This window comes from Micromonospora mangrovicola (genome assembly GCF_047200535.1).
Classification (GTDB): Bacteria; Actinomycetota; Actinomycetes; order Mycobacteriales; family Micromonosporaceae; genus Micromonospora.
In genome coordinates this window covers 1-10,011 of record NZ_JBJZOG010000156.1, presented here as the reverse complement: position 1 = coordinate 10,011, position 10,011 = coordinate 1, and the positions used below count along the sequence as shown (strand labels likewise).

The 10,011-nt window shown below is 71.7% G+C and carries 9 protein-coding genes; 4 read left to right on the top strand and 5 right to left on the bottom strand.

Annotated elements, in window-relative coordinates:
- Positions 1 to 84 precede the first annotated feature (84 nt).
- Together ACL02O_RS32315 and ACL02O_RS32310 are read left to right on the top strand one after the other, a co-directional pair.
- On the top strand, positions 85 to 531 hold the full coding sequence (locus tag ACL02O_RS32315) for a VOC family protein (RefSeq protein ID WP_412821978.1): 447 nt from the start codon (positions 85 to 87) through the stop codon (positions 529 to 531).
- A 42-nt stretch (positions 532 to 573) separates the two neighbouring features.
- A complete protein-coding gene (locus ACL02O_RS32310) occupies positions 574 to 2,994 on the top strand; it encodes a low temperature requirement protein A (RefSeq protein WP_412821977.1) in 2,421 nt (806 codons plus the stop codon).
- Positions 2,995 to 3,292: 298 nt separating this feature from the next.
- Here ACL02O_RS32310 and ACL02O_RS32305 read toward each other — a convergent pair whose 3' ends face one another.
- Together ACL02O_RS32305 and ACL02O_RS32300 are read right to left on the bottom strand one after the other, a co-directional pair.
- Positions 3,293 to 3,841 carry a hypothetical protein gene (locus ACL02O_RS32305; protein ID WP_412821976.1) on the bottom strand — a complete coding sequence of 183 codons (549 nt, stop codon included), beginning with the start codon at positions 3,839 to 3,841 and terminating at the stop codon, positions 3,293 to 3,295.
- A gap of 67 nt (positions 3,842 to 3,908) precedes the next feature.
- Complete coding sequence (locus ACL02O_RS32300) at positions 3,909 to 5,024, bottom strand: hypothetical protein (protein ID WP_412821975.1); 1,116 nt, start codon at positions 5,022 to 5,024, stop codon at positions 3,909 to 3,911.
- 64 nt (positions 5,025 to 5,088) lie between these two features.
- On the opposite strand from ACL02O_RS32300, the gene ACL02O_RS32295 reads away from it, so the two are divergent.
- Positions 5,089 to 5,523 carry a MarR family winged helix-turn-helix transcriptional regulator gene (locus ACL02O_RS32295; RefSeq protein ID WP_412821974.1) on the top strand — a complete coding sequence of 145 codons (435 nt, stop codon included), beginning with the start codon at positions 5,089 to 5,091 and terminating at the stop codon, positions 5,521 to 5,523.
- Positions 5,524 to 5,661: 138 nt separating this feature from the next.
- Here the strand turns inward: ACL02O_RS32295 and ACL02O_RS32290 are convergent, their stop codons facing one another.
- Both ACL02O_RS32290 and ACL02O_RS32285 read right to left on the bottom strand, forming a co-directional pair.
- The gene (locus ACL02O_RS32290; RefSeq protein ID WP_412821973.1) at positions 5,662 to 6,198 is read right to left on the bottom strand and encodes a GNAT family N-acetyltransferase; all 537 of its coding nucleotides are present in this window, start codon (positions 6,196 to 6,198) and stop codon (positions 5,662 to 5,664) included.
- Positions 6,199 to 6,517: 319 nt separating this feature from the next.
- Positions 6,518 to 7,192: a macro domain-containing protein gene (locus ACL02O_RS32285; RefSeq protein WP_412821972.1), complete on the bottom strand. Its 675-nt coding sequence runs from the start codon at positions 7,190 to 7,192 to the stop codon at positions 6,518 to 6,520.
- 167 nt (positions 7,193 to 7,359) lie between these two features.
- On the opposite strand from ACL02O_RS32285, the gene ACL02O_RS32280 reads away from it, so the two are divergent.
- Positions 7,360 to 8,982 carry an ADP-ribosyltransferase domain-containing protein gene (locus tag ACL02O_RS32280; RefSeq protein WP_412821971.1) on the top strand — a complete coding sequence of 541 codons (1,623 nt, stop codon included), beginning with the start codon at positions 7,360 to 7,362 and terminating at the stop codon, positions 8,980 to 8,982.
- A 6-nt stretch (positions 8,983 to 8,988) separates the two neighbouring features.
- On the opposite strand, the gene ACL02O_RS32275 is transcribed toward ACL02O_RS32280, so the two are convergent.
- Positions 8,989 to 9,753, bottom strand: a complete 765-nt coding sequence (locus ACL02O_RS32275) for an SIR2 family NAD-dependent protein deacylase (protein ID WP_412821970.1) — start codon at positions 9,751 to 9,753, stop codon at positions 8,989 to 8,991.
- Positions 9,754 to 10,011: the final 258 nt, after the last annotated feature.

Genomic DNA, 10,011 nt, shown 5'->3' with positions numbered 1-10,011 from the left:
GCCGTCCGGATCGACCGACCGGGGCCCGAGGTGTGCCGCGCCTCCGGGCGGGTACCCGGTCGCGCCGACCGGGAGGAGGCCGTCATGACGGACGAGGCGCCGGACTACTTCCAGCCCGAACACGGGCTGGTGGTCACCCACCTGTTGATCGTGCGGGACGTGGACCGCTCCCGGGAGTTCTACCGGACGGTGCTGGGTGCGACCGTCGTCCGCGAGCGGCAGCCGGCCATCCTCCGGCTGCACAACACCTACCTGGTGATCAACGACGAGGGCGGGCCGACCGACGACAAGCCGACCGTACGGGCCCAGGTGCCGACGGATCCCGACGTGCTCAGCAGCGCGCTCAACATCCGGGTCACCGACGTGCGCGCCGTCTACGAGCTGTGGCGCTCGCGGGGCGGGCAGTTCCTGACCGAGCCGAAGGACCACGGAGTGGAGATCCGGTGCTACCTACGCGACCCCGACGGCTACCTCATCGAACTCGGCCAGGGCACCGGAATCCTCGCCGAGATGGGACGCCCGCCGGGGTAGTGGAAGGCGAACGCGGCGGTCACCGGTTGACGGGTTAGGCAGGTGGCCCGTCCCGTGACCGCGGTCCGGCGCGCGGTCGCCGCCCGGATCACCCCGGCCACCGACGGCTCGGTGACCCGCCCGGAGCTGTTCCTCGACCTGATCTTCGTGTTCGCGTTCCTCAGCGTCACCACCGTCGTGGCGGCCGACCCACGGCCGCTGGGGCTGCTGGAGGGCGCCCTCCTGGTGCTGCTGCTGTGGCGGTGCTGGAGCACGCTCACCTGGCTCGGTCACGTCGTCCGGCTGGACCGGGGGCTGCTGCCCCCGGTCGCGTTCGTGCTCGCGGTTCTCCTCCTGCTGCTCGGCGTCGGCGCTCCGGAGGCCTTCACGGACCGGGCCGGTGGCCTGTTCGGGCCGGGCGTGTTCGCGGTGGCCTTCGTTCTCGCCCGGGGCCTCCCGCTGCTGGTGCTGACCGGAGCGCTACCGCCCGGTCCGACGCATCGGGAGAGCCGGGCTTCCCGCCGCGCCTGGCTGCCCTTCGCCGTTAGTGCGCCCCTGCTTCTGTGTGCCGCGTTCCTGCCGTCCCACCTGCTGCCGGAGGCCACGGCGACGACCGCCCGCGTGGCCCTCGTCGCCGTCGCCGCCGCCGTCGACCTTCTCGGGGTACGCGCGCTGGGCGCCGGCAGGTGGCAACTCGGCTCGGTACGGCACTGGGCCGAGCGGCACAGCCTAATCATCCTGATCGGCCTGGGCGAGGCGATCCTCTCCGTCGGCATCAGCCGGGGACTGGTCGGCGATCCACCGATCACCTGGGCGGTGATCGGTGGATCGGTGCTGGGTCTCGTCGTCATCGCCGGCCTCTGGTGGATGTACTTCGACCTCGCCCAGCCCAGCGCGGAACAGAGCCTGCACCGGCTGGCCGGTCCGGCCCGTACCGCCCTGGGCCGCGACGGGTACACACTGCTGCACCTGCCCATCGCGGCTGGACTGATCCTGCTGGCCCTCGGCCTGAAGCGCGCCCTGAGCTCCACCGCGCCGGCCGACGCCGGGCAGTGGCACCGGGTCGACGTGCTGATCCTCTACGGCGGGGTCGCCCTCTACCTGCTGGGCCTGCTCGGCTTCGAACGGCGCAGCATCCGGCTGTGGGGGCGGGGCCCGATCACCGGCGTCGCGCTGCTGGCCGCGACGCTGCCGCTGGCTTCCCGAGCCTCCGTGCTCGGCGCGCTGGCCCTGCTCACCGCCGTCACCGTCACCGTGGTGGCGGCCGATCTGACGGTCTTCCGCCGCCGGCACCGCGCGTTGCACGCCGCGGTGCGGGAGGCCGCACCCACGGTCACCCCGAACGAACTCTTCTTCGACCTCGTCTTCGTCTACGCGTTCATCCAGGTCACGGTGCTGTTCACCCGGAACCTGACCGGTTTCGGCATCGTGCAGGGCCTGGGCCTGCTCGCCCTGCTGTGGTCGGCCTGGTGCTGCTACGCGCTGCTGGCCGTCCTGCGTCCCACCGGCCGGACGTCCGCCCGGTTGAATGTCCTCGCCGTGGGGGCGTTCATGCTGGTGCTGGGCATCGCCATCCCCCAGGCGTTCAGCTACGTGCCGGGCGGCCTGCCCGGCCCGGTGATCTTCGTGAGCTGCTACCTGGCGGTCCGGCTGCTGCACCTCGCGGCGTCCTGGCGGGCCACCCGCCAGCGCCCCGACCAGCGCCGGCACGTGGTGCACGCGGCGATCCCCACCGGGGTGGCGGCGCTCATGCTGCTGGCCGCCGTGTCCACCGGCCCCGGGATCGACGACCCGCGCCGGCTCGGCACCGGCGCCGCCGGGCTCTGGCTGGTCGCGGTGCTGGTCGATCTCGGCGGCAACTACCTCGTCAGCAGCCGCACCTGGGCGATCGCGCCCCTCGAACACTGGACCGAACGCTTCGCGCTCATCATCCTCATCGCGGTCGGCGAGGCGGTCAACGCGATGGGCGTGGCCCTCACCGGCCGGCGCATGGCACTGCCGGCGCTGCTCGGCATCGTGACCGGCGCGCTCCTCCTGTGCACTCTCTGGTGGGCGTACTTCGCCCCGGGCGCCACGTCCGGCGCGCCGCCCCGGGCCGCGGCGCGCGGGCCGGACCGCGCAACGCTGGCCCGTGACGCCTATGCCTACCTGCACCTGCCGATCGTCGTCGGGCTGCTGCTGGTGGCCCTGGGCCTGCACACCCTGCTCGCCGTCGACGAGCCGGCGACCCACCACGGCGTCCTGGGCCGGCTCGCCCTGTTCGGTGGGACGGGACTCTACCTGCTGGCGAACCTGCTGTTCCGGTGGCGGCTCGGGCGCCGGGTCCGCCGGCTACGCGTCGGCGGCTTGGTGACCGTCCTGGTCCTCACGCCCGTCTCGCTGCTGCTGCCGCCGCTGCCGGCGGCCGGCCTGCTGACCATCAGCGGCCTGGGCTTCGTCGTGCTCGACCGGTTCACCCCGCCCGCGACCGGCCGGGTCCGGTAGGTGGCCCGATGTCGTCCTGGCGGGTCAGGCCGGGCCGGAGAGCGTCACCTGGTTGCCGGTGGCGGGGTCGAAGACCTGGCCGGCCGGAGCGAGCAGGCGGTCCAGCCGGCACCGTCGCCGCAACCCGGTCGGGGGGACAACCCGGCCCAGGGAGCGCCGACGAGCGGATGCGGCGCCGCAGGGGGCCGGCCAGCGCGGCGCGACGCCGACGGCGCGCGGCCGTGGTGGGCAGTCCGAACTCCGAAATTCGGCACGCGATGATGGCGGTCGAGACAGGATCGTTCAACGAAGTCGGCTTTCAGCGCAGGAACTCGATCTTCAGTAACTTGTCGGGGTATAGGCTGTACCGGCCGATCTCCGCGAAGCCAAAGAAGTCGCAACCTGAGGTGATCTTCCCCTCGCGGGTTGCCCCGTTGGTCAAAGTGACCCGCAGGGTGGCCTTACCTCCGGGCGAGAGCGCCACATCCGAGTGAAGTACTTCGATCATCGACATCTTCTCGAAAGCAATGTCCTGACTTTCGTCGAGATTGACGCCCGCTCCTGCGGAGATGCAGAACCGGACCGTCTCCGCGCGCATCGTGGTGACCGTGCCGTCGTTCGCCGTCCACCGGGCCTGGACTTCGGACCAGGGCTTGCCTGCGGCAGCGCGGGCAGTCGTCGCGACCTGGGGGACGGCCGCTGGGTGCGATGGCGTCGACGACGCCGCCGGATCGCCCGTGCCACCGATCACGCCCAACTGGAGCAGGACGGTGAGCAGGCCACCGACTGCCGTGATGACGGCCGCGACCGCGGTCAGCATGCCGGGCACAGTTCGCCAGAAGTTCTGCGTGCGAGGACGTGTGGTCATGATCGTCCTTTGGTAGTCACTGAGCGCGAGCACCACCGCGCCCGCTCTCGTCGCTGAGATCCGTCGGTCAGTTGTCGAGCAGGTCGAGCCCGATGTCGGCGATGAACCGGCTCAGCTCCGCTCGCTGGCGAAACAACGTGGTCAGTTGCTCGGTCGCCGGGGCGCCGAGCTGTTCGAACGGCAGTGAGGTCAGCCCGGCCCGCACCACCAGGCTGCCGGCATATCCGTAGGTGACGGCGTCGACGCTGGTGTCGATGCCGTACTCCTTCATCCCCGCCACGAAGGACGGCACTAGCACCTTGTGGACCTCGGGCAGCGCCCCGGGGGGCAGGTGCCCGGCATGCACCAGGCCGACCAGCAGCTGACCCAGGTCGAAACCGACGGCCATCGGGCACTGGAACGAGATGTCGATCGCGATGAACTCGTCGGTCCCATCGGCCGGCACGAGCAGGTTCTGCGGGCTCGCGTCGCCGTGCGGCACCGCCTGCGGCAACGCGTCCAGCCGGCCGAGGATGGCGGGCAGCCGGTCGCCGATGTGGCGCAGATCCGCCCGTAGCGCCGGATCAGTCGTGCCGGCCAACAGCGGGTGGCTCCACACGTCGTCGTCAGCCAGCATTGGCAGCGCCCAGCTTCGCAGCCTGTTGTCGACGTAGGCCCGCAGACCCCAGCCCGGCGGGCGGCCGGACCCGTCGATGACCTCAGGCGTGCCGCGTAGCGTAGCCAGGCCGCCCAGCACGCCCGCCGCCCGGGCGAACCGGGTCACGTCCCAGGCGCCATCGAGGGTGTCGACGTCCTCCATCCAAACCAGCAACCGATCGTCACCCAGATCCGTGAGCCGGTAGAGGGCCGGCACGCGCAGCCCGGCAGGCAGTCGGCCCGCGAACGACTCCTCCCACGCCGCCAGCTCCTGCCGCCACGGAAAGAAGTCCGCGAACGCCTGGCGTGCATCGGGCGGAATCACATGCAGCCGCGGCCAGTGCCGTACATGCTGCAGCAGCTTGACGAAGACCGACCACCGCCGGCCCCGCCCGGTCACCCCGCGCACCCGCATCAGCCCACCGGTCGCCGGTGACCCGGACTCGTAGGGCACATCTTCGACATGCCACCCACCGGGCGTCATCGACTCGCCCAACACGGCACGAGCCACCGCCCGCACCTCGTCTTCGGACAGCTCCACAGCCATCGCGCACCTCTGAACTAGTAAGGTAAGGCGGCCTGACTATCTGCGATGATGGTAAGGTAACCTTATGAGTTCGGTCAACGAGGAATACCCGACCCACGTGTTCAGCCTGCTGGGCTCCGCCTTGACCGTTGCCAAGCGCCTCATGGAGGCCGAGATCTCCAGCGAGCCGCACCAGCTTCGCGGCTCTCATCTGCGCCTGCTGTCGCTGACGCCCCGGGAGGGCATGCGCCCCACCAACCTCGCCGCTCGCGTCGGCATGACCAAGCAGTCCCTCGGCGAGTTCGTCACCGCCCTGCAGGAAGCCGGCTACCTACAGGTCAACGTCGACCCGCGCGACCGCAGAGCTCGCATTGTCAGCCCTACTGACAAGGGACTGCATCTGCAGCAGCGCATCCTCGAGATCTTCGCCGACACCGAGGAACGCTGGCGGCAGGCCGCCGGCCCACGCAACTGGGCCACCTTCCGCAAGGTGCTCAGCCAACTGGCGGCCGAGAAATAGCGTCAGCCGTGACCCAACCGAACCGCGACACCGAGCGCCGAATCCACGTCGGTCGGGGGCGGTCGACGGACCGGGCGGCGACGGCCGACGCCCACCCGCGGCCGCAACACTTCGTACGCCGCGCCGACGTGCCGGCCGTCAGCCGAGCTTCTTGACGAGCGTCTCGAACGCCAGGTCGGGCCGGCGCGGCAGCCCGAAGCGCTCGTCGCCGTAGGGGAAGGGGCTGAGTTCCCCGGTGCGGGTGTACCCGCGCCGCTCGTACCAGGCGATCAGGTCCTCGCGTTGCGTGATGACGGTCATCCGCATCTCGCCGGCGCTCCACTCCTGCCGGGCGAACCGCTCGGCCTCCGCCAGCAGTTCCCGACCCAGCCCGCCGCCCTGCCGGTTCGGCGAGACCGCGAACATGCCGAAGTAGCTGTGATCGTCCCGGCGCTCCAGCTGGCAGCAGGCGACGATCCCCGACCGGTCCTCGGCGACCAGCACGGTCCCGTCCGGGTTCGTCACCGCGTCGGCCACCATATCCGGGTCGGTGCGCTGGCCGTCGAGCAGGTCCGCCTCGTGGGTCCAGCCGACCCGGCTGCGCTCCCCCCGGTACGCCGACTCGACCAGGTCGACGAGGACGTCGACGTCGGCGGCGTGGGCGGTGCGGACGGTACGGGAGCCAGGGCTGGTCATCGGTGGATCTCCAGGGTCGCGGCGGTCGCCGACCAGCGTACGCACCACGCCGGAGCCGGCCCGCGGCCCGGCCCGTCTACCGGGACATCCAGTCCGGCAACAGCGGCAGCTGGCAGGGCGCGGACAGCGGCACCACCCACTACGACGACACGGTGGTGAGCTACTACGGCGCCCTCGAGCTGCCGTGCTACCTGCGGCGCTACGTTCGGCACTCAGGAGAGGCTGACCCAGCCGGTGCCCAACTACAGCTGCGCCGGGTGAGGGCGCCGGGCGGCGATTCGTCCCGCCCGGCTGGCCGTACCGGAGGTGACCTCACCGGTCAGCGACGGCCGGTACGGCTGGGCGGCGTCACCCGCACCCGCTCCCCCTCCGGACGGCTGTCGATGTCGTCGAGCTGCGCGCAGATGGTCCGTCGCAGGTCGTCGTAGTCGTCGAAGTAGTGGTCCTGGAAGAGGGTGTAGCCGGTCCACATCAGATTGGCGCACACCCGCGGCGGCACCTTGCCCGTGGCCGCGCCCATCCCGACCAGCGCCACCGAGCGAATGCTGCCGGACGCCTTCGCGTTCTGCGCGTGGACGGCCTGGAACGCGGCAGCGCAGGCCAGCGCCACGTTCAACGTCTCGCTCACGTTCTGCGCCGACTGCTCCATCGTCGGCGTCGAGATCAGGAACTGCGGGTTGGTCGCCCCGGACGGCACGCACACCGCACTGCCCACTGGCAGCGAGCCGCCGAACCCGTCACGGATCGCCCGCTGGACGCGCAGCTGGATCCCCGCGCCGAGGTGCCGCTTGATGACCGCGTCGACCCCGCCGTCCATTCGGCCCCGCGAGTTGGTCGGGCTGACCCAGGCGTCGACCTGCCGGGTGAGGATCGATCCCTGGTGAATCTCGACCTCGGGGGTGTCGGCGAAGGCCGCCCGCCAGGCCTGCACGACCCTGTCGTTGACGTCGGTCAGCACGACCCTGAGCAGTGGCTTCTCGTGGTCGACGGGCATGGCTCACTCCGGTGGTTGGGAAGGATGTCTCCGACGTGGATCAAAGTATCGCGGCCCACCGACAAGCCGTTCGCGATGATCCGCCCGTCGTACCTGGACGGCAGAATGCGCCCGACTGTGATCACCCGTGCCGGCCGGCACGGACCGTCCACCTCGGAGCCGAGACGATGAGCGACGCCACCGCCCCCACCCCCAGCCCGCCCGATCCGCACGATTCCCTCGCGCTCGCCGAGCTTTTCACCGGCGGCGGCGAGCCGTGGCTGCCGCTGCTGAAGCCGGTCATCGAGGCGCAGCCGGCCGCCGCCGCGTTCATCGGCCCGGGCCGTGGGCCGCACGTCGTACCGGTCCGGGAACTGACCTTCCAGGCGCTCAAGCCCCACCCGCCGCACAGGTGGAAGGTGATCGTCTTCGGGCAGAATCCCTACCCGCGGCCGGAGAGCGCCACCGGCATCGCCATGTTCGACAACACCTTCCACGACTGGGCCGACAGTCAGTTCGGCCGCATCGTCACGATCCGCTGCATCATCAAGGCCGCGGCGATCTGGAAGTACGGCATCCCCAAGAAGACGCCGATCGCCGACATCCGGGCCCTGCTCAAGAAGCACGACACCGTGCCACCACCGGAGTGGTTCCAGGCGATGCTCACCCAGGGTGTGCTGCTGCTCAACGCGGCGCTCACCGCCAGCAGCGACGGCGCGCTGGCCACCGACCGGCACACCGCGTTCTGGCAGCCCGTCATCGAGCGGCTGGTCGAGGAGATCCTGAAGGCCAAGCAGCACGCCGACGAGCAGGACCGGGGTGTGGTGTTCGCGTGGTGGGGGGCGCACGCCCGCAGCCTGAAGAAAATCGTCGTCCGGCTGGAGAAGAAGTACCCGGCGGTGCGGGTGGTCCACATCGATCACGCCAATCCGGCAGCCCAGGGTGACATCTTCTGCGACGGCGACCACTTCGCGGACGTGAACACCGCACTCGCGGCGCTGGGGGCCGACGAGATCGACTGGCTGCCCAGCAAGGGATGGAGCACGCCCACGGGACAGGACGGCGGGACGGACGGGGACACGGCCGGCCGGATGGGCGCCTTCATCGCCTCCACCATGGAGCTGCACAAGCTCTACCTGGAACGGCTCGCCAGCGTCAAGGACGAGGGCCTGGTCCTGCCCCCGATCACCGGAGTGTTCGACACCCCGCTCATGGACTTCCGCACGGCCGTCGCCCCGGTGGCCGCGCTGCTGTCCGGCCTCGACTGGCACGTCGAGCAGTCGCACCGGTTCGGCGAGAAGCAGGCCGGGGGCGCGGCCGACGGCCTGTCCGCCGACGAGGTCGCGGCCCTCCATCTCTACACCTGCGAGTCGGCGTTCTACCGGCGGATCAACGCCGCCCTGCGCGATCCGGACCGCAGTCGGCTCGTGCCCTACCTGCCGTACCTGCGGCTGCTGCTCTGCGCGGTCTCCCGGCTGCCGGCCCGCACGGAGCCGCTGTGGCGCGGGGTGTCGCTCGACCTGCGGGCGCAGTACCCGCTCGGCCAGACGGTGACCTGGTGGGGTGTCTCCTCGTGCACGTCGAAGCTCAGCGTGGCCCAGGCATTCCTGGGCGGCCGGGGCCGGCGGACCCTCTTCGAGGTGCGGCCCGCGCGGGCGGTCGGCATCCGTCGGTTCTCCGCGTTCACCGGCGAGGAGGAGTTCATCCTCGCCCCCGGCACACAGCTGAAGGTGACCGAGGTCCGCGCCGAGCGTGCCGGCCTGTGCACGGTGCGGCTGACCGAGCTCGCCGGGCAGCGCCAGGTGGCCTGACCATGCTCAGGTCCGCTGGCCGTTGCCCCAAACGGCGTCCACCAGGGCCGGGAGCACCTGGGTGGCCGGGCCGCGCAGGTTGACGTCGGAGACCCGGTCCAGCGGGGTCTCGTCCGGATTCACCTGGATCACCGTGGCGCCGGCCCGGGCGGCCACCTGCGGGATCTCCGCGGCCGGGTACACCAGACCGGAGGTGCCGACGGTCAGCAGCAGGTCGCAGCTGGACGCCGCCTCGACGGCGGCGTCGATCGCCTCCCGCGGCAGCGGCTCGCCGAACCACACCACGCCGGGCCGGACCGGGCCGGAGCAGCGCCCGCAGCGGGGTGGCGGCACCCGCCGGCCGTCCGCCACCCCGTCCGGCACCGGCGCGGGCAACGCGCAGGCCGAGCAGCGCGGCGCGAACAGGCTGCCGTGCAGGTGGACCGGGGCGGCCGAACCGGCGCGCTCGTGCAGGTCGTCGACGTTCTGGGTGATGAGGACGCTGCCCGGGACGCGCGCCTCGATCGCGGCCACCGCCCGGTGACCCGCGTTCGGCCGGGCCCGCTGGACGGCGCCGCGGCGCCATTCGTACCAGCCCCAGACGAGTGCGGGGTCGTCCCGGAACGCCTCCGGGGTGGCGAGGGCCTGGGCGTCGAAGCGCCGCCAGAGCCCGGTGAGGGCGTCGCGGAAGGTCGGCACGCCGCTCTCGGCCGACATACCCGCCCCGGTGAAGATCACCACCCGCCGAGCCTGCCCGAGCGGCACGGCGGCGTCCCGCGTGGGCTGCCCCATCCGGTCGTTCTCCCTCCTGAGCGGCGCGGGCCCGACCCGCGCCTGCCCCGAGCGACACCCACCCGGGGCGGCGCCCGGCCCCGGGTTCACCGTCACCGTATCCGCCGGCACCGTATCCGCCGGCACCGTTCCGACACCGGCCCGGACCGCTCTCCGGCCGCTCCGGGTCACGGGGGGGGGGGGGGGGGGAGGGAGGGGGCAGGGGGGAGGGGGGGGGGGAAAGGCGCCCACACAAAGAAAAAAAAACCCCAGCCAACT